Annotated in this window: 22 protein-coding genes and 1 pseudogene; 18 read left to right on the plus strand and 5 right to left on the minus strand. The window is 65.4% G+C overall.

What is annotated here, in order from left to right; translation table 11 throughout:
* Positions 1-17 precede the first annotated feature (17 nt).
* From BM397_RS21030 to BM397_RS21050, 5 genes are read right to left on the minus strand one after another with little or no spacing between them, the layout of a single operon-like run.
* Complete coding sequence (locus BM397_RS21030; protein WP_218124905.1) at positions 18-800, minus strand: class II aldolase/adducin family protein; 783 nt, start codon at positions 798-800, stop codon at positions 18-20.
* The gene (locus tag BM397_RS21035; protein ID WP_092428175.1) at positions 797-2,164 is read right to left on the minus strand and encodes an aminotransferase; all 1,368 of its coding nucleotides are present in this window, start codon (positions 2,162-2,164) and stop codon (positions 797-799) included. The genes BM397_RS21030 and BM397_RS21035 overlap by 4 nt, the downstream gene beginning before the upstream one ends.
* Before the next feature lie 27 nt (positions 2,165-2,191).
* Positions 2,192-3,844: a hydantoinase B/oxoprolinase family protein gene (locus tag BM397_RS21040; RefSeq protein WP_092428177.1), complete on the minus strand. Its 1,653-nt coding sequence runs from the start codon at positions 3,842-3,844 to the stop codon at positions 2,192-2,194.
* Positions 3,841-5,952, minus strand: coding sequence for a hydantoinase/oxoprolinase family protein (locus tag BM397_RS21045; protein WP_092428179.1), 2,112 nt, complete (start codon positions 5,950-5,952; stop codon positions 3,841-3,843). The genes BM397_RS21040 and BM397_RS21045 overlap by 4 nt, the downstream gene beginning before the upstream one ends.
* Positions 5,953-5,973: 21 nt before the next feature.
* Entirely contained in the window at positions 5,974-6,702 is a 729-nt protein-coding gene (locus BM397_RS21050; protein ID WP_176806775.1) for an amino acid ABC transporter ATP-binding protein, read from the minus strand.
* A 283-nt stretch (positions 6,703-6,985) separates the two neighbouring features.
* Here BM397_RS21050 and BM397_RS21055 point away from each other — a divergent pair, with 283 nt between their 5' ends.
* The 18 genes and pseudogenes from BM397_RS21055 (at position 6,986) to BM397_RS21140 (ending at position 24,721) form a co-directional block, all read left to right on the plus strand.
* A complete protein-coding gene (locus BM397_RS21055) occupies positions 6,986-7,705 on the plus strand; it encodes an IclR family transcriptional regulator (protein WP_092428183.1) in 720 nt (239 codons plus the stop codon).
* Between the two features lie 181 nt (positions 7,706-7,886).
* Positions 7,887-8,732, plus strand: coding sequence for a substrate-binding periplasmic protein (locus BM397_RS21060; RefSeq protein ID WP_176806765.1), 846 nt, complete (start codon positions 7,887-7,889; stop codon positions 8,730-8,732).
* A gap of 103 nt (positions 8,733-8,835) precedes the next feature.
* Positions 8,836-9,507 (plus strand): amino acid ABC transporter permease, encoded by a 672-nt coding sequence (locus tag BM397_RS21065; RefSeq protein WP_092428187.1) that lies wholly within the window; start codon positions 8,836-8,838, stop codon positions 9,505-9,507.
* Between the two features lie 10 nt (positions 9,508-9,517).
* Positions 9,518-10,192, plus strand: a complete 675-nt coding sequence (locus tag BM397_RS21070; RefSeq protein WP_092428189.1) for an amino acid ABC transporter permease — start codon at positions 9,518-9,520, stop codon at positions 10,190-10,192.
* Positions 10,193-10,201: 9 nt separating this feature from the next.
* On the plus strand, positions 10,202-11,677 hold the full coding sequence (locus BM397_RS21075) for an aldehyde dehydrogenase (protein WP_092428191.1): 1,476 nt from the start codon (positions 10,202-10,204) through the stop codon (positions 11,675-11,677).
* Positions 11,674-12,624: an NAD(P)-dependent oxidoreductase gene (locus BM397_RS21080; protein WP_092428193.1), complete on the plus strand. Its 951-nt coding sequence runs from the start codon at positions 11,674-11,676 to the stop codon at positions 12,622-12,624. The genes BM397_RS21075 and BM397_RS21080 overlap by 4 nt, the downstream gene beginning before the upstream one ends.
* 12 nt (positions 12,625-12,636) lie before the next feature.
* Complete coding sequence (locus tag BM397_RS21085; protein WP_092428195.1) at positions 12,637-14,943, plus strand: molybdopterin-dependent oxidoreductase; 2,307 nt, start codon at positions 12,637-12,639, stop codon at positions 14,941-14,943.
* A 258-nt stretch (positions 14,944-15,201) separates the two neighbouring features.
* Positions 15,202-15,552: pseudogene (locus BM397_RS29770) on the plus strand (transposase); the annotation flags it as partial.
* Between the two features lie 431 nt (positions 15,553-15,983).
* On the plus strand, positions 15,984-16,946 hold the full coding sequence (locus tag BM397_RS21095) for a TRAP transporter substrate-binding protein (protein ID WP_092428199.1): 963 nt from the start codon (positions 15,984-15,986) through the stop codon (positions 16,944-16,946).
* A gap of 71 nt (positions 16,947-17,017) precedes the next feature.
* A complete protein-coding gene (locus tag BM397_RS21100) occupies positions 17,018-17,530 on the plus strand; it encodes a TRAP transporter small permease (protein ID WP_092428201.1) in 513 nt (170 codons plus the stop codon).
* A gap of 6 nt (positions 17,531-17,536) precedes the next feature.
* Positions 17,537-18,844: a TRAP transporter large permease gene (locus BM397_RS21105; protein WP_092428203.1), complete on the plus strand. Its 1,308-nt coding sequence runs from the start codon at positions 17,537-17,539 to the stop codon at positions 18,842-18,844.
* 173 nt (positions 18,845-19,017) lie between these two features.
* On the plus strand, positions 19,018-20,259 hold the full coding sequence (locus BM397_RS21110) for a pyridoxal phosphate-dependent aminotransferase (protein ID WP_092428205.1): 1,242 nt from the start codon (positions 19,018-19,020) through the stop codon (positions 20,257-20,259).
* Positions 20,256-20,888: an RraA family protein gene (locus BM397_RS21115; RefSeq protein ID WP_092428207.1), complete on the plus strand. Its 633-nt coding sequence runs from the start codon at positions 20,256-20,258 to the stop codon at positions 20,886-20,888. Before BM397_RS21110 ends, BM397_RS21115 begins: the two co-directional genes overlap by 4 nt.
* Position 20,889: 1 nt before the next feature.
* Positions 20,890-21,357, plus strand: a complete 468-nt coding sequence (locus BM397_RS21120; protein ID WP_092428209.1) for an acetyl-CoA carboxylase biotin carboxyl carrier protein — start codon at positions 20,890-20,892, stop codon at positions 21,355-21,357.
* Positions 21,354-22,700, plus strand: coding sequence for an acetyl-CoA carboxylase biotin carboxylase subunit (locus tag BM397_RS21125; RefSeq protein ID WP_092428211.1), 1,347 nt, complete (start codon positions 21,354-21,356; stop codon positions 22,698-22,700). Before BM397_RS21120 ends, BM397_RS21125 begins: the two co-directional genes overlap by 4 nt.
* 1 nt (position 22,701) lies before the next feature.
* The gene (pxpB, locus tag BM397_RS21130) at positions 22,702-23,358 is read left to right on the plus strand and encodes a 5-oxoprolinase subunit PxpB (RefSeq protein WP_092428213.1); all 657 of its coding nucleotides are present in this window, start codon (positions 22,702-22,704) and stop codon (positions 23,356-23,358) included.
* On the plus strand, positions 23,355-24,323 hold the full coding sequence (locus tag BM397_RS21135; protein WP_092428215.1) for a 5-oxoprolinase subunit C family protein: 969 nt from the start codon (positions 23,355-23,357) through the stop codon (positions 24,321-24,323). Before pxpB ends, BM397_RS21135 begins: the two co-directional genes overlap by 4 nt.
* A gap of 5 nt (positions 24,324-24,328) precedes the next feature.
* Complete coding sequence (locus tag BM397_RS21140) at positions 24,329-24,721, plus strand: biotin/lipoyl attachment domain-containing protein (RefSeq protein ID WP_092428217.1); 393 nt, start codon at positions 24,329-24,331, stop codon at positions 24,719-24,721.
* Positions 24,722-24,725 lie beyond the last annotated feature (4 nt).

Raw genomic sequence — 24,725 nt, forward strand, 5'->3', positions numbered from 1 at the left:
GAGGGGTATGAAGGTGATCAGGTCCAGACGTCCGAGGTCTCGGGATCGATCAACCGCAGCGCGGCGGTCCACGCCATGTCCACGTAGGAAGGGATCTCATCGTGCCGGAACTGCGAGGAGGTGTGCGCACGCACCTCTTCGTCGGGCAGCATGACAAGCTCCGCGCCGCCGGATTGCGCGGCGATCTGGGCCTCGCAGGCACGCTCGAGGAAGTAGATGTGGTCGAAGGCCTCGGGCACGGTGCGCCCCCCGACAAGGAGTCCGTGATTGCGCAGGATCATCGCGCGGTGCGACGTCCCGAGGTCCGCCACCAGTCGTTCGCGCTCGTCGAGATCGAGCGCGATGCCCTCGTAGTTGTGGTAGGCGAGGTGGTTGTAGAACTTCAGCGCGTGCTGACTCATCGGCAGCAGGCCATCGCGCTGCGAGGCGATCGCGATGCCGGCCTTGGTGTGCGTGTGCACGATGCAGGTCAGATCCTCGCGCGCGGTGTGCAGCGCCGAGTGGATAACGAAGCCGGCGCGGTTGACCACCTGCTCGGGGCGGCTGCCCTCGTCGAGCTTCTTGCCCTCGAGATCGATCTTGACAAGATCCGAGGCGCGCATCTCGTGGAACATGCGCCGGTAGTCATTGATCAGGAAGTGGTGCTCCTTGCCCGGCAGCCGGGCGGAGATATGCGTGTAGATGAGATCGGTCCAGCCATAGTGCGCGACCAGGCGGTAGAGCGCGGCGAGATCGCAGCGGATGTCCCATTCTTCCGGCGAGATATCGGCGGGGCGGTTCTTCTGCTTGTCCATGGTCATGCGATTTCCTTGGCGACGGCGTCGAGAGTGTCGCGGTAACGTGTGAACATCTCTTCGACCTCGGCGGCCGTGATGATCTGCGGCGGCGACAGCGCGATGCGGTTGCCGATATTGCGGGTGATCAGACCTCGCTCGAGCGCGGCGGCCTCGAAGCGGGCAGTGATTTGCACCTCGGGCGCGTGTTTTGCCTTTGTCTGCTTGTCGGCCACAAGTTCGGTGCAGCCGATGAGGCCGACCGCGTTCACGTCGCCGACGAGCGGGTGATCGCGCAGGCTTTCGAAGCCCTGCACGAAGGCTGGCTCGATCGACTTCACATGGCCAATAAGGTCCATCTCTTCGTAGATCGTCAGCACCTCGGCCGCCACGGCGCAGCTCACCGGGTGTCCGCCATAGGTGTAGCCATGGGCGAAGCTGCCGTACTTGTCCGACTGGTTCAGCATCGCCTCGAAGACCCGCTCGCCGATCAGCACCGCCGAGAGCGGCAACATCGCCGCCGAAAGCGACTTGGCGCAGCAGATCATGTCGGGGCGGATCCCGTAGGTCTGGCAGCCCCACATCTCGCCGGTGCGGCCGAAACCGCAGATGACCTCGTCGGCGACGAAGAGAATGCCGTATTTGTCGAGCACCGCCTGAATTTTCGGGAAGTACCCCTCCGGCGGGGTGAAGACCCCACCCGAGCCGATAACCGGCTCGGCCCAGAAGGCGGCGATGGTTTCGGGACCTTCGGCCTGGATCATCTCGTCGAGTTCCTGCGCGAGCCGCGAGGAGAACTGGGCCTCGGTCTCTCCCTCAAGCGCCTTGCGGTAGTAATAGGGCTCGGTCACATAGCGGAACCGGTCGAAGCCGGGGCCGAAACCGACGTGGAAATTGGCCTTGCCGGTCAGCTGGGAGGTCAGCGCGCCAGTACCATGATAGCTGTTGTGGCGCGAGATGATCTTGACCCGCGAAGGCTCGCCCTGGGCTTCCCAGAACGACCAGACCAGCTTCATTGCCGTATCGTTGGCCTCCGAGCCCGAAGTCTGCAGCAGCACCTTGTCGAGCCCCTTGGGCGCGATGGCGCCAAGCTTGGCGGAAAGGTCCGAGACCCAGGGCGTCGAGGCGCCGCGGAAGGTGTGGTAGTAACCGATCTCGGTCATCACCTGCTTGGCGACCTCGCCCAGCCTTTCCGAGCCGAAGCCGAGCGCCGCGCACCAGAGGCCTGCAGCGCCTTCGATGTAGCGCTTGCCCTGGGCGTCGATCACCTCGATGCCATCGCCCTTGACGATCATGTTGGGTCCGGACTGCAGGTGGCGCCGCAGGTTGGTATGCGGGTGCACCGCATGCGCCGCGTCAAGTGCGGCCTTGTCGGAGATGCGTTCGTTCATCGCGTTTTCCTCTGGAAGTCCGATGGGTCAGGCGTAGTCGCGCGCGGCGCACAGCTCGGTGACGAACCCGTCGGCAATGTCATTTTCGATGGCGGCGGGGTCGCGGTCGCCGGCCGGGCCAAAGCCGCCGGCACCGGCCAGTTGCAGGCGCAGGATATCGCCGGCCTGCAGGTCCACCATCTGTTTCGAAATCAGTGCGATCTCCTCGCCGCCCCGCAGCAGGGTCGAGCTGGCGAGCGTTCCGGCTTCACCGCCGAAGAGCCCGTGCGGCGGCTTGACATGGCGATCTCCCAGAAGGGTCAGCGAAGCCTTGGAGGCCAGCAGCTCGACCTCCTTCACGATGCCGCAGCCGCCGCGATACTGCCCGGCACCGCCGGTATCGGCCTGCAACGCAAGCCGGTGAATGATGACGGGGTTGTGGGTCTCATGAACTTCGACGGGGATGTTGGCGCAGTTAATCACGGGCGCCGTGCCCTCGAGGCCATCGGCCCCGTGACGTGCACCGTAGCCGCCAAAGATCAGGTCGTAGTAGATGAAACGCTCGCCGGTGTCGTCATCGGTGCCCGACAAGATCGGGTTCGACCAATGCGAGTAGGCGGCCATCACCCGATCCGGCAGCGCCTGAGCCATGGCGCCGTTGATCAGCTCGAAGATGCGGATTTGGATCGCGGCCCGGCCGCCGGAAGGTGCCGGGAACTTGGGATTGAAGAAGCAGCCTTCGCGCGCGCGCACTTCGATGGCCCGCAAGCCACCCTCGTTCTGCGGCAGCTCGGGGTCGGTGAAGACCTTCACCGCGAAGAACCCATGCGCCCGCGTGTAGTTGAAATAAGCATTGATCGCCGCGGCGACCTGATCGCCGGACCGCGAGAAATCGATGACCATCCCGTCGCCCGAGACGGTGACATCCACCGCCACCGGGATCAGACCCGTCTCGCCTTCGCCGATCCCATCGAGCCAGTCGTCGAAGGAGTAGGTGCCGTCGGGGATCTCCGAAATGGCCTCGCGCATCCGCTTCTCGGAGGCGTCCAGGATCGCATCGACCGCCGCATCCAGCGTTTCGCGACCGACCGAGCGCAGCAGTTCGGCGAAGCGGTCCACGCCTACTTCGTTGGCATTGCGCTGCGCCGCGAGATCACCCTCGACCGCGGCCGGGATGCGTACGTTTGCGGTGATCATCCGAAGCAGCTCGGCGTCGAACGCACCCTCGCGCACCAGTTTGATCGGCAGAATGCGAAGGCCCTCCTGATAGGCCTCCGTGACGCCGATCACCTTCTGCGAGCCGGGAGCGGCCCCGCCGACATCAACGTGGTGAGCGATATTGACCACCCAGCCCGAGAAGTCCCCGTCGACGAAGGCCGGGGTCACCATGTAGAAGTCCGGGAAATGCCCCGAGCCAAGGCCACTATCGTTCAAAACGATAGCATCGCCCGGCTTGAGACTCTCACCGGGATACATCGAGGAGACGGTCTCGACCACGGCGGGCATCGAGCCGAGGTGGCCGGGCGTGAAATTGCCCTGGCTCAGCAGGCGCCCATGGCGGTCGAAGACGCCGGTCGAGAAGTCGTCCGCCTCGCGCACGGCTTCCGAAAAGGCGGTCCGGCGCAGGGTCGATCCCATTTCCTCGGCAATCGATACCAGTGTGTTCCAGACCAGCGATTGCGTGATCGGCGTGATGGTCATGCTGCTGCACCTTCCATGCTCTGTGCTGCGGTGTCCGCTTCGGCGTCTATGGTGATGACGAGGTTGCCGCAGGAGCTGATCTCGGCGCGGTCCCCGGGCAGAAGCAGGATGGTGGTCTCCGCTTCCTCGATGACGCAGGGGCCTATGACAGGTGTTCCCGGCACCATGCGGTAGCGGTCATGGATGGCGGTCTCGACGGGGCCGGTGGTTTCGAACCAGCCCTTGCGGGTTCCGATGCGGCTGTCACCCTCGCCCAGGCGATCCGGCGCATTGAGCCCCGCACCGATCGGCATGACCGCTTCGAAGCTCCAGTCGATCGCTTCGATCGGACGGGCCGGGTCATGGTAGCCGTAGGTCTTGGCATAAGCGGCGCCGAAGCGCGCGCAGGCGGCCTCGAGGAACTCGGCCTCGGGCAGATCGGGATCGGGCATCTCGACCGAGATCTCGTAACCCTGGCCGACATAGCGCAGCGAGGCCATGAGCCGGTGCCTGCGCGCACCATTCGCGGCGAGCCGGTCGAGATCGGCGTCCGCCTTGGCGCGCAGATCGTCGCGCAGGGCCTTGACGGTTGCGCCGGCCCCTTCTGCGAGACGAACCGGGCAGGTCATCGCATAGTCGACCTTGGGGTCCGCCGCCAGCAAGCCCACCGCCGAGCCGACCCCGGCCCCGCGCGGAAGGATCAGCTGGGGCACATGCAGGGCCCGCGCCAGGCGCGCCGCGTGCACCGGGCCGGCCCCGCCAAAGCCGACCAGCGTATAGTCGCGCGGATCCCGGCCGCGTTCGACCGAGACGATCCGCAGGGCACGTTCCATGTTCGCGGTCGCCATGAGGTGGATCCCCAGAGCGGCTTCCTCAATGCTGAGGCCGAGCGGTTCGGCCAGGTGCAGCCGAATTGCCTCGCGGGCGGCCTCCAGATCGAGGCTCATATTGCCGCCGTTGAAGGTGCCTGGGTTGAGATAACCCAGCACGAGGTTGGCATCGGTCACGGTGGGCTTGGTACCGCCATTGCCATAGCAGGCCGGGCCCGGCTCGGAGCCGGCGCTTTCCGGGCCGATGCGGATGCCGCCAAGATGGGGCGTCGCGATCGAGCCGCCGCCCGCTCCGATCTCGAGGAGTTCGATGGCCGAGATGTTGAGAGGCAGGCCCGACCCCTTGGTGTACTGCACCTGATCGACTTCGAAAGTCGGCAAGATCGCCGGCTCGCCATTGTCGATGGCGCCGAGCTTGGCCGTGGTGCCACCCATATCGAAGGTCAGAAGGTCCTTGATCCCCTCCTCGGCGCCCACCGCGCGGCACATCAGCACGCCTGCTGCCGGACCGCTTTCGACGATGCGCACCGGGAAGTCTGCGGCCAGCTCCGGCGAGACCAGCCCACCATTGGATTGCATGATGTAGAGATCAGCGGTCAGCCCTTCGGCCTTCAGTGCTTTCTCGAGCCGATCCACATAGCGGGCCACAATCGGTTTTACGTAGGCATTCGCCGTAACTGTCGATGAGCGCTCGTATTCGCGGTACCGCGGCGAGACATCCGAGCTGAGCGACAGCACGAGCTCGAGACCCAGCGCCTCGGCGCGGGTGCGGATCAGGCGCTCGTGCGACGGATCGGCGTAGGAATGCAGCAGGCAGACCGCGACCGCCTCGTAGCCCGCCTCTGCGATCCTGGTCAGCAGGGCATCGATCTTGGCTTGCTCCGGCGCGCGGGCCTCGTGGCCGCGCAGGTAGACGCGCTCGGAGAGCTCGAAGATGTCCCGGCGCTTGATGAGCGGATCCGGTTTGGCGAGGTGCATATTGTAGGTGGAGTAGCGCTTCTGCCGCCCCAGCAGCAGCACGTCGCGGAAGCCTTCGGTGGTGATCATCGCGGTCTTCGAGCCCTTGCGCTCGAGGATGGCGTTCGTAGCCACGGTGGTCGCATGCAGCACCATGCCGACATCAGCCGGGTTCACCCCTTCGGCTGCCAGCAGTTCTTTGACGCCGCGCACCACGGCCTTTTCGGGCGCATGCGGCGTGGAGAGCGTCTTCCAGAAGCGGATGCGACCGCGTTCAGGATCCTGGAGCACGAAATCGGTAAAGGTTCCCCCGATGTCGAAGGAAAGGCGGATCTGACTCATCTTGGTTCCTTTTGTCCGGTCTCAGTGCCCGTCGAGCGAAGACAGGAATTCACGGGTGCGCGCGACTTGCGGCGCACCAAAGATCTGTTCGGGCGGGCCCATTTCCTGGATCACGCCGTCGGCCATGAAGACGACGCGATCGGCCGCATCGCGCGCGAACCGCATCTCATGGCTGACGACGACCATGGTCATGCCTTCCTCGCGCAGCTGCCGCATGACCTGCAGCACGCCACCGACAAGCTCGGGGTCGAGCGCCGAGGTGGGCTCGTCGAAAAGCACGATTTTCGGGCCGAGCGCGAGCGTGCGTGCGATGGCGACGCGCTGCTGCTGACCACCCGAAAGTTGCGAGGGAAAGTGATCGACGCGCTCTGCGAGACCGACGCGGGTCAGCATCTCGATGGCGGTCTGCTCGGCCTCTTCCTTGGACTTCTTCTGCACTTTGCGCAGGGCCAGCATCACGTTCTGCTTCGCCGTCATATGCGCGTAGAGATTGAAGGACTGGAACACCATCCCGATCTTCTGGCGCAGCTTGTTGAGGTCGTTCTTCGGATCGCAGATGTCCTTGCCATCTACATAAATGCGCCCACCGCTGGGTTCTTCGAGGCGGTTGCAACAGCGCAGAAGCGTCGACTTGCCCGAGCCCGACGGACCGATGATGAAGACCATCTCGCCCTGCTCCACATCGAGATCGACGGCCTTGAGGATTTCTGTTTCCCCGAAGGATTTGGTCAGCCCTCGCAGTTCGAGAATGGGCCGGGTCGTCTGGTCATCGAGCAAGGGAGCCTCCATGGTTGCGCTGTGCGAAACGTGATGCTCATGAATAGAACGACCACTTCTCACAACGTCAAGCTCGAGCTTCTGGATTTCCGAGGCCGCCCACTTGGCCGCATATTTTTTGTGCAATCCCCTCCGCGACCGCGCAGGAAGAGATGATCAAATACTCCGAAGTGTTCCACTCGGCGAAATGATGTTCTAAAATAATGCGATCAAGGCAGGCATCACGCAGTACGCATTCAGGCATTTTGGAGGAGCCATGACAGAAATCCAGATCGAACGAAAAACCAAATCCGTTGAGGCCGTGATTCGCGCCCTGCAAGTGCTCAAGCTCTTCGACAAGAGCACGCAGGAACTGTCGCTTGCAGAAATCAGCCGCCGCACGGGCATGGTGAAAAGTACCGCGCTGCGGATGCTGGTGTCGCTTGCGGAAGAGCAGATGGTCACCGTCACGGCGGACAGGAAATATGCGCTCGGCCCCGAGATCTACCGACTCGGCAAGGCCTATACATCAGGGTTTAACCTCGAATCGCACGTACGCCCCGCGATGCAGCAGCTGGTGCTCGACGCCAACGAATGCGTCTCTTTCTTTCAGAGAATCGGCAATCGCCGCATGTGCCTCTTCCGCGAAGACAGCGATCACCTGCTGCGGGAGCATGTGGCCGAAGGCGATACGGTCAGCCTTGACCGCGGAGCAGCGGGCCGGGTTCTCACCACCTTCCCCAAGCAGGACCCTAACCTGACCGCACCGCTGCGGACTCTCGAGCAACTGCCGCTCGTCTCCATTGGCGAACGCGATGCCGAAATCAACGGCCTTGCCGCGCCAGTGTTTTCCGCCGCGCAGGGGCTCGTCGGGGCGCTAACGATCTCGGGGCCAAAGTCGCGCCTCACCGAAAGCTACATTGAAGAACTCAAGCCGAAGGTGCTGCGGACCGCAGCCAACCTCTCAGCACGCCTGGGCGCGCGCTTCTACGGGTGAGTGATTAATTTAGAGGCATCAAGGGAGGAGCAAGGAGGGGTTTTGAGGGAAATCACCGAGACTCGGCTTGACCCCAGGGGAGCTAGTATTCCAATTGGTGAACATGCGTTTCATCAGACAGAACGCTAGGATTAACAAGACCCGAACTGCTCGGGCGCCGATCCCAACAGGAGACTTCCAGATGAAAACCCCCTCCCCTCTCCGTCTCACCCTCTGCGCCCTGGGCGTTGCCGCACTCTCCGCCGGCACCGCCCAGGCCGAGATCGTCGCGGCTGCCGACGTCGGCTACGCACCCTTCGCGATGGTTGCCCCGGATGGCAGCTACGAGGGCATCGACATAGACATCGCCAAGGCCCTGTCCGAACAGCTCGGTGAAGAGATCAAGGTTATCGACCAGCCTTGGTCCGCGACCATTCCCGGACTTATGGCCGGCAAGTTCGACATGATCCTCGCCCCGGCGACGATCACCGAGGAGCGCGCGCAGAGCATCCTCTTCGCAGAGGGCTATGGCGACGCGACCTTCGGCCTGCTGCTGAATGCCCGCAACGACGACGTCAGCTCGCTGGAAGACCTGCGCGGCAAGACCGTGGCGACGAACAAGGGCAACCTCTTTGATCGCTGGATTTCCGGTGAGGCCGAACAGTACGACATCACCGTCGCCCGCTTCGACAAGCACTCCGACTCGGCGCAGGCGGTGGCGACCGGCCAGGCGGATGCCGCGGTGATGTACAGCGCCTCGGCCGGTCAGCTCTCGAAGGAGCAGCCGATCTTCAAACCGTCGAGCTTCTACGTCGATAAGCAGCAATACTTCGGCTACGCCTTCAACAAGGATGACGCCGAACTGCGCAACCGCGTGGATGCCGCGCTCGAATGCCTCAAGTCCAAAGGCGAGATCGCCAAGATCTTTGAGAAATGGACGGGCATCGCCCCGATCGAGAACAGCATGACCGGCACGGCTGTCGCGGGCTACGGCCCCGAGGGTCTGACCGGCTACGAAGCCGGCGACCACGAGATGGCCTGCAAGTAAGGGCGTGCCGGCAAGACCGGCATCCCCCCGGCGGCCGGGCCCCCTCCCGGGGATCTCCCTCCCGGCCGCCACCTCTTCACCTCCCTGACGACCCGGAGCTCCCATGAACGATCTGCTTCAGGCCTTCTTCAACCTGAATGTCATCCTGACCTACCTCCCAGACCTGTGGAAAGGCCTCGTCGTCACGGTCGAGCTCTCGGTGCTCGTGGTGATCACCGGTTTTGCCATCGGCATCGGGCTGGCGCTGCTGCGCACGCTCGAGAACCGGGTCATCAACACCTTCATCGTGCTCTATGCCGACATCCTGCGCGCCCTGCCGCCGCTCATGCTGATCGTCGTGGGCTTCTTCGGCCTGCCCTACCTGGGGCTGAAACCCAGCGGTTTCGGCACGGCATGGACGGTGCTTGCAATGGTACTCTCGGCCTTTACCGAAGAACTTGTCTTCGCCGGGATCAACGCGCTTCCCAAGGGTCAGAGCGAGGCTGCGCGCGCCTCCGGCCTGACGCGCTGGCAGGTGCTGATCTACGTGGTTCTGCCGCAGGCCATACGGCTCGTCATCGCGCCGCTCACATCACGCACCATCGCCACCGTGAAGAACACCTCGCTGGCCTCGGTGGTGGCGGTGCCGGACCTACTGGCAGAGGCATCGGCAGCGCTCGGCTATTCCTCCAACGCCTCGCCACTCTTTGCCGCTGCGCTCGGCTACCTGCTGATACTCTTCCCCCTCGTCATCTTCAGTCGTCGGCTCGAGAGCCGCCTGCGCTGGACCCACTGAGGAAAGCCCGATGGAAAACTTCCTGTTCCAATTCCTCAACGTCGAAATCGCCAAGACGGTGCTGCCACAGCTGCTGATCGGACTGAAGACCACGCTGATCTTGTCGTTCATCGTAGTGCCGCTCGGGGTACTCGGCGGCATCGTGATCTCGGTCCTGCAGGATCTGCGTATCCGCCCACTTAATATGTTGCTGGTCACCTACATCGACTTCTTCCGCGCCTTCCCGCCGCTGGTGCTGCTGATCTTCATCTACTACGGCCTGCCCTTCCTCGGCTTCGAGACCTCCTCGATGCAGGCGGTGGTCCTGGCGCTGGTGTTCAACACTTCGGCCTACTTCGCCGAGGTCGTCCGCGCCGGTATCGAGAGCGTGCCGCGCGGACAAGTCGAGGCGGCGCGCGCCACCGGGCTCGGCACCGCGCAGACCATGCGCTGGGTGGTGCTGCCGCAGGCGGTCCGCAACGTACTTCCCGACCTGATGTCGAACGTCCTGGAGTCGATCAAGCTGACCTCGATCGCTTCGGTGGTCACCATGCCCGAACTGCTGCGCATGGCGCGGGTGGCGCAGGGCAACATGTTCAACACCACGCCGTTGATCCTGGCCGCTCTGATGTATCTGGCGCTGCTCTGGCCGCTGGTCCGGCTCATCACCACCATCGAACGCCGCTCGCTAAAAGCCCGCGGCTGAGGAAGACCCATGCAAGACTATACGAATTTCATCGACGGCGCCCGGCTTGCGCCGACCACCGGGCAATACCTGGAAACCGAGAACCCCTATACAACCAAGACCTGGGCGCGGATCGCGCGCTCGGGCCCCGAGGATGTCGACCGCGCCGTCGCCGCAGCCAAGGCTGCCTTCACCACCGGCGCGTGGTCCCGCCTGACAGCACCGCAACGCGGCGCCCTGCTCCGGCGCTTTGCCGAGCTCATCGTCGAGAACGCCGAAGAGCTCGCCCGGATCGAGGTCACCGACAATGGCAAACCGCTTTCGGAAATGCTGCCGCAGGTCAAGAAGATCGCCGACTGGCTCATCTATTACGCCGGTCTCGCCGACAAGATCGCGGGCGCGACGCTGGCCACCGACAAGCCCGGTTTCATGGCGCATACGCTGAAAGAGCCGCTCGGCATCATCGCGATGATCACACCCTGGAACTCGCCGCTGATGCTGCTGACCTGGAAGCTCGCTCCGGCGCTGGCGGCGGGCAACGTGGCGGTGGTCAAACCGTCGGAATACACCTCGGTCTCGGCCTTGCGCTACGCCGAGCTGGCCAGCGAGGCCGGTTTCCCGCCGGGGGTGATCAACGTGGTCACCGGGCTCGGACAGGAAGTGGGCACCGCGCTGACCGCCCACCCCGACGTCGCCAAGGTTGCCTTCACCGGCGGCGGAGCAGGTGGTCGGGCGGTCTACCGTGCCGCGTCGGACCGGCTGGTTCCGGTCACGCTGGAGCTCGGCGGCAAGTCCCCGAACATCGTATTCGAGGACGCCGACATCGACATGGCGATCAAGGGTATCGTCTCGGGCATCTTCGCCTCGGGCGGGCAGAGCTGCGTGGCGGGCTCCCGCGCGCTGATCCAACGCCCGCTGCTGGACAAGATGCTGCCGCGCATGGCCCAGCTCGCCGGCAAGATCCGCCTTGGCGATCCGATGTCCCCTGAGACCGATATCGGTCCGGTCGCGACCCGTCCGCAGTTCGAGCGCATCCAGCAATGCATCGCCTGGGCCAAGGAGGATGGCGCGACGTTGCTCTGTGGCGGCGCCCCCGTGCCCGATCCTGCCGGCGGTCCTGCGCTTTTTGTCGCCCCGACCATATTTACCGACGTGCGCAGCAACATGCGCATCGCCCAGGAAGAGGTTTTCGGCCCAGTGCTCTCGGTCATCCCCTTCGATACCGAGGAGGAGGCGCTGGAGATCGCCAATGACACGCCCTTCGGGCTTGGCGCAGGAATCTGGACCCGCGATCTCCGCCGCGCCATGGTGCTCTCGCGCGGGATCAAGGCGGGCACGGTCTGGGTCAACGCCTACAAGGGTGTCTCGCAGACCGCCCCCTTTGGCGGTTTCAAGGAGTCGGGCATCGGGCGCGAAGGCGGCGCCGCGATGATCGACGCCTATCTGCAGACCAAGACCGTCTGGCTCAACCTCACCGACTCCGTGCCCTACGCCTTTCCGCAATGACCCTGCGCATCGTCAACCACCTGGGGCCAGAGGTGGGCGCGCAGCTCGCCGCGCACCCCGCCGCGCCCGAGGTGATCACCCCCGGCGCGGATCACCCTGCCTGGCAACTGCCCGAGGGCACCGAAGCGCTGGTCACCGCGCCGCGGTTCTGGAAAGGTGCCCCCACAACTCTCGATCTTCCGGGTAGCCTGCGCTGGGTCCAGAGCCTCTCGGCAGGGATCGAGGCCTATCCGCCGGAGCTGCTCAGCGGCCGGGTCGTCACCTGCGGTCGCGGCCTTACCACCCAAGCGATCGCCGAATACGTGCTCGCGGCGATCCTGCAGCACCGCAAGCCCCTCGCCTCCCGCGCCGTGCGGGATGGGAACTGGAGCAAAGCCGACGGCGCCTTCGGCCTCCCGGCGCTGGCGGGTCAGACGGTGGGGCTTGTCGGCTTCGGCGCGATCAGCCAGGCGGTTGCGCTGCGCGCCCGTGCCTTCGGCGTCAAGATTGTCGCCACCCGCCGCGGCCCCTGGACCTCGATCCCCGAGGGCATCGACACCCGCCAAGATCCGGCCGCGGTCGCCGCCGTGGCAGACCATCTGGTGATCGCCGCGCCCGCAACGCCGGAGACCCGGGGCATGATCGGCAAAGAGGTCTTTGCCGCCGCCAAGCCGGGCCTGCACCTGATCAATGTCGCGCGCGGCGCGATTGTCGATCAGGACGCCCTGCTCCAAGCGCTTGCGTCGGGCCAGGTCGGTGCCGCGACGCTCGACGTCACCGACCCCGAGCCCCTGCCCGACGGTCACCCGCTCTACGCCGATCCGCGTGTGACCATCACCCCGCATATCTCGTGGGTCGGCGGCAACGACCATGAGCTGTTTTCCGAGCAGCTCATGACCAATCTCGATCGCTGGCTGTCAGGCGGTCAGGACATGCTCAACCGCGTCGATCCCGAACGCGGCTACTGACCGGAGGCTCCGATGCGCTACACCATGTCTCACTGGGGCACCTATGAAATCCACGACGGGGCCCGTGGACCCCGCCTCAAGCCCCTGACCGGCGACCCTGATCCGAGCCCGATCGGATTGCACCAGCTCTCGCCCGAGGTCTCCGCCACCCGCGTCCGCCGCCCTGCCGTGCGCAAGAGCTGGCTGGAAAAGGGCGCGGGCGCACATCCCGAGTTGCGTGGCCGGGAACCCTTTGTCGAGGTCGACTGGGAGACCGCCTTCCGCCTCGTCGGCGACGAGTTGGACAGGGTCCGCCGGGACTATGGCAACGAAGCCATCTTCGGTGGCTCTTACGGCTGGGCCTCGGCCGGACGCTTCCATCACGCTCAGAGCCAGGTCCACCGCTTCCTCAATGTGATCGGCGGCTATGTCGCACATCGCGACAGCTACTCTCTCGCGGCGGCGCGGGTGTTGCTCCCGCATATCGTGGCCCCGATGAACTGGCTGATGGCCAATCACAACAGCTGGGACGACCTGGCGCAGCATTGCGACCTCTTTCTGACCTTCGGCGGCGTACCGGCAAAGAATGCGCAGATTTCGCAGGCCGGGGTCGGGCGGCACCGGGTGCGCGAGGGGCTGCGCCAGATGGCGGCGGCCGGGGTCGACTTCGTGAACGTCTCGCCAATCTCGACCAACCTTGAGACCGGCGCCCCGGTCGACTGGATCCCGGTCCGGCCTGGTGGTGACACCGCCCTAATGCTCGCACTGGCGCACGAGCTGCATCGCCAGCGGGCGCATGACCCGAAATTCCTTTCCCGCTACTGCACGGGCTGGGAGAAATTCGAGGCCTATCTGACCGGCGCAACCGATGGCACCCCCAAGGACGCCACCTGGGCCGCGCCGCTCTGCGACGTGCCCGCGGAGCGGATCCTCGCCCTCGCGTCGCGGATGATCGGCAAGCGCGTGATGATCAACATCGCCTGGGCCCTGCAGCGTGCACAGCACGGCGAGCAGCCGTTCTGGATGGTCGTGACCCTCGCCGCCATGCTTGGCCAGATTGGCCTGCCCGGCGGCGGCTTCGGCGTCGGCTACGGCGCCGAGAACATGCTGGGCAGCCCCCATGCGGCCCTCAAGGGGCCGAGCTTCCCGCAGGGCCGCAACCCGGTGAAGGCCTTCATTCCGGTCGCGCGCATCTCGGACATGCTGCTCAACCCCGGCGCAGCGTTCCGCTACAACGGCGGCAACTACAACTATCCCGACATCCGCCTAATCTACTGGGCCGGCGGCAACCCCTTCCACCACCACCAGGACCTCGCCCGGCTGGAGCAGGCCTGGCAAAAGCCCGAGACGATCATCGTGCACGAGCAGGCCTGGACAGCCACCGCGCGCCGAGCCGACATCGTGCTGCCCGCCTCGATGAGCCATGAAAAGGACGACATCGGCTATGCCACGCTCGAGGGCCTTCTGCTCGCAACCCGCGCCGCCTGCCCGCCGGAAGCCGAGGCAAAGAGTGATTACGACATCTTCGCTGGGATTTCGGAGCACATGGGGCTGGGCGAAGCCTTTACCGAAGGACGCAGTGCCGAGGATTGGTTGCGTCACCTCTATGCCGAACTGCGCCCTCGCTGGGCAGCGGAGGGCGTCGACCTGCCCGGATATGACGCATTCGTCGCCCTCGGGATGATCGACCTTGCCGACCGCGATCCGCAGACGCGGATCATGCTGTCGGATTTCCGCGCCGATCCAGAGACCCATGCGCTCTCGACCCCCTCGGGCCGCATCGAGATATTCTCCGAAACCATCCATGCGATGGACCTTCCTGACTGCCACGGCCACGCGACCTGGCTGGCCCCCAAGGAATGGCTTGGCAGCGCGGGCCCAGAGACGCCCCTCCACTTGATATCCGATCAGCCCGAACGGCGGCTCCACAGCCAGCTGGATGCCTCGCCGCACAGCCGGGGCGGCAAGATCAAGGATCGCGAGGCGGCCGCGATGCATCCCGAAGAAGCGGCGCGGCGCGGACTCTCGCATGGGCAGATCGTCGAGATCCACAACAGCCGCGGTCGGTGTCTCGCCGGGCTGTGCATCGATCCGACGGTGGCCCCGCGTTGTGTGCGCCTATCGACCGGCGCCTGGTTCGATCCCGATCCGGAGACCGGCGTGGAACGCCATGGCAATCCGAACGTGCTCACGGCCGATGTGCCCGCCTCGGAGCTGAGCCAGGGCTGCACGGCGCACAGCTGTCTCGTCGAGGTCCGCGCAGCGACCTATCAACCCGAGGTCCGTGCCTTCCACTTGCCGGAGTTCACGAAAATTGTTGAAAACATATCCGCGGAATAACTCGCGTTTGGCATACGTGCCATACCCAGCGCTGTGGGGCCCACCTGCCTGGGAGCCAACGCGGTCTGCTGGTCAACGAAGGTTTTCGATGGGGGCCGAGTACACATCTTCTCCCTGTACGTTTGCTCCCAGCACGATGCCCGCAATGTCGCGATGCGCCCGAGCTAGGGTCAGGAGCCATGGCCTTGTTGCACATATCGGTGAAAGGGATTCAGTTCCGGAACCCTTAGGGTTAGATCGCTCGGATGCCCAAGTTCGATGCCGCCCCGATACGGTACGACGAACCGGTCTGGCTGCAACGCTTCGCTGCGGCGACGTGGGTCGCTGCCGGTCTGGCTCGATCCGGAGATGATCTGCTACGCGGAGAGACGCGGTAAGCTTGGGCACCCGGAGATCTTCTCCGGCAGTGCAATCAGACCTTTCTCACCTTGAAAGTTCGCTTCGGCCTTCCGCTCCGCCAAATCGTCGACCTGATCGCAAGCCTGCTCGAGATGGCCGGGCTCGACTGGCCTGTGCCGGATTATTCGAAGCTGAGGCGGCGCCAGGCGGTAGCAATGTGCAGATCCTCACCGCCGCTCCGGCCAGCCGCTGAACTTGCTGGTCCCCTCTTGGGACACTTGGTGACGTCCCAAGCCGCGGTGTAGCTCTCGACGACCAATTTCTCTAAGCATCGAAAATCATTACATTTAATCTAGTCCCAGCATATGTATCAAGATCGGTGAAGGGCCATTCCCGCCGACACATTAAGCTATCACGGCAGCCCACGAAGCTGTGATCTAGAGGAGGAAAACCGCTTGTTGCGGGGTCGAACACGGAGGAGTTGCGGGGCTGTTTAGAGAGGCGCGAGTGGTCGTCCAAGCTAGGGCAAACATTGAATTCCTTCGTACGTCCAAGCGCCTCTCGCGATCGACGAACGGCAAAAGCATCGCTTTTAGGAATGTTTTGATAAAAATTATATTCTCTTTTTTTAAAGAAAAACGCGCCTTAGTTTTTCCTTCACACTCGATCGCAAAGACAAACACAAACTTCAGGGAAAAATCATGCTCTACCGCAGCCTCATGCTCGCGACTCTGGCAGCCGCCCCCGCGGCAGCCGAAAACTGGGACCTTCCGCTTGCATGGCCGGCCGAGAACTACATCTCGGTAGCCGCCGGAACCTTCGCCGACGACGTGAAGGATGCCACCGAAGGGCGGGTCGAGATCACGCTGCACCCCGGTGGTGCCCTCGGCTTCAAGGGCCCGGAGATGCTGGGCGCGGTCCGTGACGGTCTCGTGCCGATCGGTGACATGCTGCTCAACCAGCAGGTCGGCGACGAGCCGCTGCTCGGCCTGACATCGCTTCCTTACTTCATCTCCTCCTTCGAGGAACTCGCGGAATTCGAGGACTTCTTCCACGAAAAGCTCGAAGCTATCATGGAAGCCAACAACCAGAAGCTGCTCTACACGATGCCCTGGCCGCAGCAGCAGATCTGGACCAAGACCGAGGTCACCGATCTGGCCTCGCTCGAAGGGATCAAGATCCGCTCGTATGACCGTTCCTCGACCGATGTCTTCGCCTCTGCCGGGATGACCCCGGTGCAGCTGCCCTGGGGCGAGGTGATCCCCTCGCTGGCGGCCGGCGCCATCGACTCGGTGGCGACCTCCTCGCCCTCCGCGGTCGACGGCTCCTTCTGGGAATTCCTTGAGTACGGCTACCCGACCCGGCAGACCTGGAACCTGAACGCGGTGACGGTCAACCTCGACAGCTGGAACGCGCTGGACGAAGCCGATCAGACTGCGATCACCGAGATCGCCGACAAGCTCCAGCCCGAATTCTGGCAGGCCGCCCAGGACGAGGATGCCCGCAACATGGACATCCTGGCCGAGAACGGCATGACCCTCGCGCCGATCTCGGACGAACTGCGTGCCGAGCTGGCTGATCTGGCAGCACCGCTGCGCGCGGCGGTGCTCGAAGAACTGGGTGACGAGGCCACGGCCGTTGTCGACGGCTTCAAGGCCCGCTGACCCCTTCTGACACGACCCTGTCGCGGGCCCTCCCGGCCCGCGACGATCCGACAACCGAGAGAACCCCCACCATGATCAAGACCGTCGACCGCCTGTCCTACGCTCTTTCACTGCTGTCGGGTCTGGCGATATGCTGCATCGTCGTCTTGATCGTTGCAGAGATTTTTCTGCGCAAGTTCGCCGGGATCAGCCTGCATTTCGTGTGGGAATACTCCGTATTCATCCATATCTCGGCAGTTTTCCTCGGCGCCGGGTGGACGTTGCGTACTGGCGGCCACATCCGGGTGACGCTGCTGCGCGGCCTCATCCCGCGGGCCTTCGAATGGATCAGTGGCCTCATCGGCCTCGCCATCGCCCTTTTCCTCACCAGCGCCATGACGCAGCTTGCGCTCGGCTACCTCTGGTCAGGTCGGACCACCGGCACCACCACCGACACGCCGCTCATCATCCCGGCCGCCTTCGTGGTCTTCGGCTGCGGGGTGCTGACACTGCAGATCGCGCTGCGGCTGCTCGCCCTGCTTCTCGGCAAGGAGCTCGAGCTCGACACGACCGGCGAGGACGACCCCGCCCCGATCATGGATTGACCCGAAATGACCGCATCTGTTCTTGTCCCCTTCGTCATTCTTCTCGCCATCCTGGGCTCGGGAGTCTGGGTCGGGCTCGGTCTGTCCGGCATCGGCATTCTCAGCCTCGAAATCTTCCGCAACATGCCGGTCGAAAAGCTGCTGGCGCAATCCGTCTGGAACGGCCTCTCCTCGCCCGAGCTGCTCGCCCTGCCGCTGTTCATCCTGATGGCGGAACTGCTGTTCCGCACGAAGTTCATCAACGGCGTGTTCAGCGCACTGGAGCCCTGGCTGCGTGATCTTCCGGGAGGGCTGCTGCACACAAACATCTTCGGCTGCGCGCTCTTTGCGCTGATCTCGGGCTCCTCGGCCGCGACCACCACTTCCATTGGGCGCATCACCATCCCCGAGCTGCAAAAGCGCGGCTATGATGAGCGCCTTGTCATCGGCACTCTCGCTGGGGCCGGGACGCTGGGCTTCCTGATCCCGCCGTCGATCATCATGATCGTCTACGGCGTGCTGTCCCAGACCTCTGTGCTGAAGCTCTTTGCCGCGGGCATCCTGCCCGGCCTCCTGCTCGCGCTCAGCTTCGTCGGCTACGTCATGTTGCGCGCGAAACTGACCCCCGGCATCGTTGGCCGGACCGACAGCATCGACCGCAAAGCCCTGTGGAAGCTGCGCTTCGGCGGCCTACCCCGGCTCCTGCCGTTCCTCGTGCTGATCCTGGCTGTACTTGGGTCGATGTATGGCGGCCTGGCGAGTCCGACCGAAGCCGCCGCCTTCGCGGTCTTCGCCACCGTCGTGATCATGGCCTTCGAAGGCTCGCTGTCGCTGCGGGCACTGCGCGACGCTGCGATAGGTACCTCCCGCACCGTCTCGATGCTCGGACTCATTATCGCCTCGGCCTCCTTCCTTTCGATGGCCATGGGCTTCCTAGGGATGCCGCGTGCGGTGTCCGACTTCGTCAACGGGCTCAACCTGTCGCCGCTGATGCTGATCGTCCTGCTGATCGTCATCTACATCGTCCTTGGCAGCTTCCTTGAGGGCATGTCGATCATCGTGATGACCATTCCGATCGTCCTGCCGCTGGTCACCGCCGCCGGCTACGACAGCCTGTGGTTCGGGATCTTCTTGATCCTGATGGTGGAGCTCGCGCAGATCTCGCCGCCCGTGGGGATGAACCTCTTCGTGCTGCAGGGGCTGACCCGCAAGCCGCTCGGAGAGATCGTCCGCGCTGCCCTGCCTTTCTTCACCATCATGCTCGTTTTCGTGCTGGTGCTCGCAATCTTCCCCGGCATCGTCTCGGTCGTTCCCGACCTGGTGACCGGCGGCTGATCCACTCTCGCGTCGTCCCGCCTCCCCCCGTGCCTTCGGGCACGGGACTGGCCAGCCTTGCCCTAAGGCACGGGGCGAACGCTGCCGGACCCTTGCACCCGGCGGCCCCTGAACGTCGCTCCTCCGACTGCCTCGGAGAGCCCCCGACCGACTGAAACCAAAGAGGTTCTTCAATGCCGATCCCCATTTCCGCCAAGGTGCAGAAGTTGCGCCCCTCGCCCAGCATGGCGGCCAAGCAGCGCGTGCTTGAGCTCGAGGCGGCCGGGCGGACCATTCTCGACTTCTGCCTCGGAGAACCCGATTTCGACACGCCCGAGCACATCATCGCCGCAGCGGAAAAGGCGATGCGCTCCGGCGATACGCACTACACCGCGGCACAGGGCAAGCTCGCGCTACGCCAGGCCGTGTCGCGCAAGCTCGAGGTCGAGAACGGCGTGACCTATGATCCCTCGGAGATCGTGATCGGCAACGGCGCCAAGCAGCTCATCTTCGAAGTGCTCGCGGCGACCCTGTCCGAGGGCGACGAGGTTATCGTTCCCACGCCCTACTGGGTGAGCTACCCGGACATCGTCTCGCTGAACGGTGGCGTGCCGGTGATCGCCACCTGTGGGCCGGAGGTGAACTTCAAGCTGACCCCCGAGATCCTCGAAGCAGCAATCACCGAGCGCACCCGCTGGCTGATCGTCAACTCGCCGTCGAACCCGACCGGCGCGGTCTACACGAAGGGCGAATGGCTGGCGCTGGTGGAGGTGCTGGAGCGGCATCCGCAAGTCGCGGTGCTGACCGACGAGATCTACGAGAAGATCTTCTACGAGTGCAACCGGACCATCACTCCGACCGCCATCGCCCCTGCGCTGAAGGACCGCTGCGTCGTCGTCAACGGCATGTCGAAGGCCTATGCCATGACCGGCTGGCGCGTCGGCTATGCCGCCGGTCCGGTCGAGGTGATCAAGGCGGTGACCAAGCTTCTGAGCCAATCGACGAGCTGCCCCTGCGCCTTCGCCCAGACCGCGGCAACCGTCGCGCTGGAGACCGAGCATCCCGCGGTGGACGAGATGCTGGCCGCCTACACCGAGCGCCGCAAGCTGATCGTCGATGGGCTTAACGCCGCGCCCGGGATCACCTGCGCGCTGCCTGATGCCGCCTTCTACGTCTTCGCCGACGTTCGCGACCTGCTCGGCACGGTGACGCCCGCGGGACGCAGCATCGCCACCGACATCGAGCTTGTCGACTACCTGCTCGACGAGGCCTCGGTCGCGGTCATGGACGGAACCTCCTACGGCACGCCGGGTTTCCTGCGACTGTCCTTCGCCGCGTCCAACGAAAACATCCGCGCTGGCGTCGCGGCCATCGCCGCGGCGGTGGCGCAGCTGACGCCCGCGCCCCAGACCCTCGAGAAGGCAGACCAGGCATGACCCCGACATCCTTCGCCGCCGCGCAGCCGGCCGACCTAGAGCTGATCGCGGAATTCGGCAAATGCGCCGTCGCCAACGTCAGCGACAACCTTGACCGCCTGCGCGGCGCGATCGGCCTGCGGCCGTTCCACGGGGCTGCGCCGATGGCCGGCCGCGCGCTGACGGTCAAGACGGCACCGGGCGACAACGCCTACATCCACCGCGCCCTCGATCTGGTGCAGCCGGGCGACGTCATCGTCGTCGACGGTGCGGGCTACGAGGATCGCGCACTGATCGGCGGCATCATGGTGGCCATCGCCCGCAAGCGCGGCGCGGCCGGCTTCGTGCTCGACGGCGCGATCCGCGACATCGACGAGATCGCCGGAGGCGACTTCCCGGTCTTCGCACGCAATGTCATTCACCTCGGACCCTACAAGAACGGCCCGGGCGCGATCAACGTGCCGGTGACGGTCGGCGGGATGCTGGTCCACCCCGGCGACATCATCCTCGGCGACTCCGACGGAATCGTCGCGATCCGGCCCGACGAGGCCCCTGCAACACTGGCCGCGACGCAGGCCCAGGCCCGCAAGGAGGCCGAGATCCTCGCCTCGATCGAGGCGGGAACTTATACCGGGGCCTACGCGAAGTAATATGGCGCACCGGAATGTTCCCCTGACCCTGTCCGAGTACGAGGACCTGCTGCGCCTCGGCAGGGCCCATGGGCTCGATGCCGTCCGGATCCAGCGCGGCGACTGGAGCCTCGACGTCAACTTCGCGCCGGGTCCGGCTGCCTCGACCCCGGCAGGTGACACTCTTCGGACAGAAGGCGCCGAGCCGCCCGCCCCCGTGCAGGCGACACCGGCAGACACCGCGACGCATGCCGTCGTCGCCCCGGTGGCCGGGATCGTGCATCTGACCGCGGCACCGGGCGAGCCTGCCCTCGTCGCCGTCGGCGACAAGATCGCCGCGGGGACCACGGTCGCGGTGATCGAAGCGATGAAGATGATGACCAACATTGACAGCGAACGCGACGGCATGATCGCGGAGGTGCTGGTCGCCGCCGGAGACATGGTGGCCCCCGGGCAACCGCTGTTCCTGATCCGGGAGGTCGCGGCATGATCAAGCGCCTTCTCATCGCCAACCGCGGCGAGATCGCCCTGCGCATCCAGCGCGCCGCGCGCGCGCTCGGGATCGAGACCGTTCAGATCCACAGCACCGCCGATGCCGGGGCTTCCTTCGTGCGCGCCGCCGACCTCGCGGTCTGCGTCGGACCGGCCGCCACCGCGGACAGCTACCTGAACATGCCGCGCATCATCGCCGCTGCCCTGGCAAGCGATTGCGACGCGGTCCATCCCGGCTATGGCCTGCTGTCGGAAAACCCCGAGTTCGCTGCGCTCTGCGTGGAATCCGGGCTTGCCTTCGTCGGTCCGCAGGCGGAGTGCATCGCGAAGATGGGCGACAAGATCGCCGCCCGCAACGTCATGACCGACGCGGGCGTGCCCTGCGTGCCCGGCACCAACGATCCGCTGCCGGAAGATATCGACACCTGCCGCACGTTGGCGGCGGGGATCGGCTATCCGGTGATCGTCAAGGCCGCCCACGGCGGCGGCGGGCGCGGCATGCGCGTAGTGCGCCAGCCGGACGATCTTGCGGCGGCGCTGAAGACGACGCGCGCCGAGGCGCGCAGCGCCTTCGGTGACGACACGCTGTTCATGGAGCGCTTTCTCGACCGGCCGCGCCACGTCGAGATCCAGGTCCTCGCGGACACCCATGGCAACGCCGTGCACCTCGGGGAACGTGACTGCTCGATGCAGCGTCGTCACCAGAAGGTCATCGAGGAAGCTCCGGCCATGGGCGTCTCCCGCGCCCTGATCGACGCCACCGCCGAAGCCTGCCTGCGCGCCTGCCGCGATCTCGGTTATGCCGGGGCCGGGACTTTCGAATTCCTTTACCAGGATGGCGAGATGTTCTTCATCGAGATGAACACCCGCCTGCAGGTCGAGCATTGCGTGACCGAGGCGATCACCGGGATCGACATCGTGCAATGGCAGCTGCGCATCGCGGCGGGGGAAACGCTGACCCTCCGCCAGGAAGACATCGCCCTGCACGGGCACGCCGTCGAGTGCCGGATCAACGCCGAGGACCCCGAGACCTTTGCGCCGACGCCGGGCCGGGTCCGCGACTTCATTCCTCCGGCAGGAAACGGCATCCGGGTCGAAACCCATCTCGAGCCCGGAGCCGAGGTGCCACCCTACTACGACGGCATGGTGGCCAAGCTCGTCACCTCTGGCCGCGACCGAACAGAGGCCATCGACCGGATGATGGATGCCCTCGCGGCGCTGCGCATCGACGGCATCCAGAGCAATGCGCCCCTGCACCGCCGCTTGCTGAGCCATCCCGCGTTCCGGGAGGGTCCGCAGACGATCCACTTCATCGAACATCTTGATGCTCCGGATGCCTGACATGACGACCCCCGCAGCGCATGTCTCCGAGATGGGCGAGAGCGCCCTGCTGATCCAGAGCGGCGGGCCGATGTCGCTCGACGTCCAGCGGCTGTACTGGGCGCTGGACCGCAGCTGCCGCGATCTTCCCGGCGTGACCGAAACCGTGCTCGGCGTGCATTCGCTGCTTCTGCGTTTCGATCCGCGGGCGGAGGTGGCGGAAACCGCCGCGCGCCTGCCGGAACTCTGGAGCGAGACCCGGCCCGCCGAGGGAGAGGGCCGGCTCGTCGAGATCCCCGTGCACTACGGCGGCGCGGGCGGCGAGGACCTGGCGGAGCTCGCGGCGTGCCATGATCTTGGCATCGACGAGGTCGTCGCCCTGCACAGCGCCCCCACCTACACCGTCTTTGCGCTCGGCTCGCAGCCTGGATTTCCCTACCTGGGCGGGCTCGACCCGCGGCTCGCCACGCCGCGCAGATCCTCACCGCGGCAACGTGTCGAGGAAGGCAGCGTGGTGATCGGCGGCGAACAGGCGGGCGTGATCGCCCGCACCTCGCCCTCGGGCTGGCACATCATCGGCGCGACGCGGGTCAGCCTCTTCGACCATGCCCGCGACGAGCCCGCGCTGCTGCAACCCGGCGACCAGTTGCGTTTCAGCGTCGAGGAGGTCTCCGCATGATCCGCATTCTAACACCCGGCCTCGGTGCGACGGTCCAGGACCTCGGACGAAGCGGCCTTGCGAACATCGGTGTCGGGCGCTCCGGTGCCATGGATCGCCGCGCCCTGAGGGTGGCCAACGCGCTGCTCGGCAACGCCGAGGAGGCCGCCGGCCTCGAGATCACGCTCGGCGGTTTCTCCTTCGAGGCGCTGGAGCCCGTCGCCATCGCGCTTGCCGGGGCAGATACTGGCGCAACGCTCGACGGCCGCCCCCTGCCCCGCTGGTGGGCGAGGACCCTCCTGCCGGGACAGGTGCTGAGGATGGGTCACAGCCGCACCGGGATGCGCGGCTACATCGCCGTCTCGGGGGGCCTCGACGTGCCCGAGGTGCTCGGGTCGCGCGCCACCGATGCCAAGGGCGGTTTCGGAGGCCACGACGGCCGCGCACTGAAGACCGGGGACATCCTGACCACGGCGGCGGAGGTCACGGGCTCGCGGGCCCTGGACTTCGGGCTCAGCCCCCGCGCCTGGCCCGATCTCTGGGCCGACGGCTCGGGTGAGACCGAGGTCCGCTTCGTGCCCGCCATGGAGTGGGCCGACCACGACGACGAAACCCGTGCCCTGTTCTGCGCGACCGGCTGGACGATCGAGCCGGCCAGCAACCGGATCGGCTATCGCCTCGACGGGCCGGAGATGGTGCCGACGATCCGCCGCGAGCTGCTGTCTCACGGCATCCTGCCCGGAACGATCCAACTCCCGCCCTCGGGACGGCCGGTCATCCAGATGCTGGACGCCAACACCGTCGGGGGCTATCCGAAGCTAGGGGTCGTCATCGACGCGGACCTGCCACTGCTTGCGCAGGCGACGCTGGGCAGCACATTGCGCTTTCGTGAGATTTCCGCCGCGGAGGCACGCGCAGCGCGCCGCGGGGAAGATGATCTCATCTCGGCAGTCCGCCGCGCAACCTCACATCAACGAAAGGGATAAGCCGCATGGAAATGACAGCCGACCTCTGCACCCTCGAGGACATCCTGGCCGTGTCCCGGCGCTTCGGCGTCACCGCGCTGGCCTTCGGCCTGCCGGATGACCGTATCGAGCTTCGCTTCGGCGAGGCGGCCTGCGCCAATGCCGAGGACTTGCCGGCAGGGCCCTCCGACGACGCGGCGGTTCTCGCCACGGCGGAGACGCCGGGACTGTTCCAGCCGCAGATCGCCGGGCTGCCGCAGCCCGTGTCCAAGGGCGACATTCTTGCCTTCCTGACAGCCGGCCCGGTTCGCAACACCCTGACCGCCCCCTGCGACGGCACGGTCACCGAGCAGCTTGCCGAGGCCGACAGCCTCCTTGGCTGGGGCAGCCCCGCGTTCAAGATCACGACCGGAGCCTGAGACA

Origin of the sequence: Alloyangia pacifica (assembly GCF_900116195.1) — a bacterium.
GTDB lineage: Bacteria > Pseudomonadota > Alphaproteobacteria > Rhodobacterales > Rhodobacteraceae > Salipiger > Salipiger pacificus.

Bases quoted from the DNA above. Each gene is read 5' to 3' on its own strand.
- BM397_RS21085 (WP_092428195.1), top strand. From the start codon at position 12,637: ATGCGCTACACCATGTCTCACTGGGGCACCTATGAAATCCACGACGGG.
- BM397_RS21055 (WP_092428183.1), top strand. From the start codon at position 6,986: ATGACAGAAATCCAGATCGAACGAAAAACCAAATCCGTTGAGGCCGTG.
- BM397_RS21065 (WP_092428187.1), top strand. From the start codon at position 8,836: ATGAACGATCTGCTTCAGGCCTTCTTCAACCTGAATGTCATCCTGACC.
- BM397_RS21110 (WP_092428205.1), top strand. From the start codon at position 19,018: ATGCCGATCCCCATTTCCGCCAAGGTGCAGAAGTTGCGCCCCTCGCCC.
- BM397_RS21115 (WP_092428207.1), top strand. From the start codon at position 20,256: ATGACCCCGACATCCTTCGCCGCCGCGCAGCCGGCCGACCTAGAGCTG.
- BM397_RS21100 (WP_092428201.1), top strand. From the start codon at position 17,018: ATGATCAAGACCGTCGACCGCCTGTCCTACGCTCTTTCACTGCTGTCG.
- BM397_RS21030 (WP_218124905.1), bottom strand. From the start codon at position 800: ATGACCATGGACAAGCAGAAGAACCGCCCCGCCGATATCTCGCCGGAA.
- BM397_RS21080 (WP_092428193.1), top strand. From the start codon at position 11,674: ATGACCCTGCGCATCGTCAACCACCTGGGGCCAGAGGTGGGCGCGCAG.
- pxpB (WP_092428213.1), top strand. From the start codon at position 22,702: ATGACGACCCCCGCAGCGCATGTCTCCGAGATGGGCGAGAGCGCCCTG.
- BM397_RS21120 (WP_092428209.1), top strand. From the start codon at position 20,890: ATGGCGCACCGGAATGTTCCCCTGACCCTGTCCGAGTACGAGGACCTG.
- BM397_RS21105 (WP_092428203.1), top strand. From the start codon at position 17,537: ATGACCGCATCTGTTCTTGTCCCCTTCGTCATTCTTCTCGCCATCCTG.
- BM397_RS21060 (WP_176806765.1), top strand. From the start codon at position 7,887: ATGAAAACCCCCTCCCCTCTCCGTCTCACCCTCTGCGCCCTGGGCGTT.
- BM397_RS21140 (WP_092428217.1), top strand. From the start codon at position 24,329: ATGGAAATGACAGCCGACCTCTGCACCCTCGAGGACATCCTGGCCGTG.
- BM397_RS21070 (WP_092428189.1), top strand. From the start codon at position 9,518: ATGGAAAACTTCCTGTTCCAATTCCTCAACGTCGAAATCGCCAAGACG.
- BM397_RS21135 (WP_092428215.1), top strand. From the start codon at position 23,355: ATGATCCGCATTCTAACACCCGGCCTCGGTGCGACGGTCCAGGACCTC.
- BM397_RS21075 (WP_092428191.1), top strand. From the start codon at position 10,202: ATGCAAGACTATACGAATTTCATCGACGGCGCCCGGCTTGCGCCGACC.
- BM397_RS21040 (WP_092428177.1), bottom strand. From the start codon at position 3,844: ATGACCATCACGCCGATCACGCAATCGCTGGTCTGGAACACACTGGTA.
- BM397_RS21045 (WP_092428179.1), bottom strand. From the start codon at position 5,952: ATGAGTCAGATCCGCCTTTCCTTCGACATCGGGGGAACCTTTACCGAT.
- BM397_RS21035 (WP_092428175.1), bottom strand. From the start codon at position 2,164: ATGAACGAACGCATCTCCGACAAGGCCGCACTTGACGCGGCGCATGCG.
- BM397_RS21125 (WP_092428211.1), top strand. From the start codon at position 21,354: ATGATCAAGCGCCTTCTCATCGCCAACCGCGGCGAGATCGCCCTGCGC.
- BM397_RS21095 (WP_092428199.1), top strand. From the start codon at position 15,984: ATGCTCTACCGCAGCCTCATGCTCGCGACTCTGGCAGCCGCCCCCGCG.